Annotated in this window: 1 protein-coding gene; it reads right to left on the reverse strand. The window is 69.0% G+C overall.

What is annotated here, in order from left to right:
* Positions 1-504, reverse strand: a 504-nt coding sequence (locus tag ACFPZJ_RS39835) for a flavodoxin-dependent (E)-4-hydroxy-3-methylbut-2-enyl-diphosphate synthase (RefSeq protein ID WP_381031981.1), incomplete at both ends; no start/stop codon positions are given.

The raw sequence follows: 504 nt of genomic DNA on the forward strand, positions 1-504 counted from the left end.
TCGGCCAGCTTGTAGACGTCGACCTGGGCGCGTCCGCAGGAGGGGCAGGAGACGATCTCCAGGCCGCGCTGGCGGAGGTTGAGCGACTCCAGGATCTGGATGCCGACCTTGACCTCCTCGGCGGGCGGGGCCGACAGGGACACCCGGATGGTGTCGCCGATGCCCTGGCTGAGCAGGGCGCCGAACGCCACCGCCGACTTGATGGTGCCCTGGAAGGCGGGGCCCGCCTCGGTGACGCCGAGGTGCAGGGGGTAGTCGCACCTCTCGGCGAGCTGCCGGTAGGCCTCGATCATCACGACCGGGTCGTTGTGCTTGACGGAGATCTTGATGTCCCGGAAGTCGTGCTCCTCGAACAGCGACGCCTCCCACAGGGCGCTCTCCACTAGGGCCTCGGGCGTGGCCTTGCCGTACTTCTGGAGCAGACGCCGGTCCAGCGAACCGGCGTTGACGCCGATACGGATCGGCGTGCCGTGGTCCCGGGCCGCCTTGGCGATCTCCTTGACC

Origin of the sequence: Streptomyces bullii, assembly GCF_042657145.1 — a bacterium.
GTDB lineage: Bacteria > Actinomycetota > Actinomycetes > Streptomycetales > Streptomycetaceae > Streptomyces > Streptomyces bullii.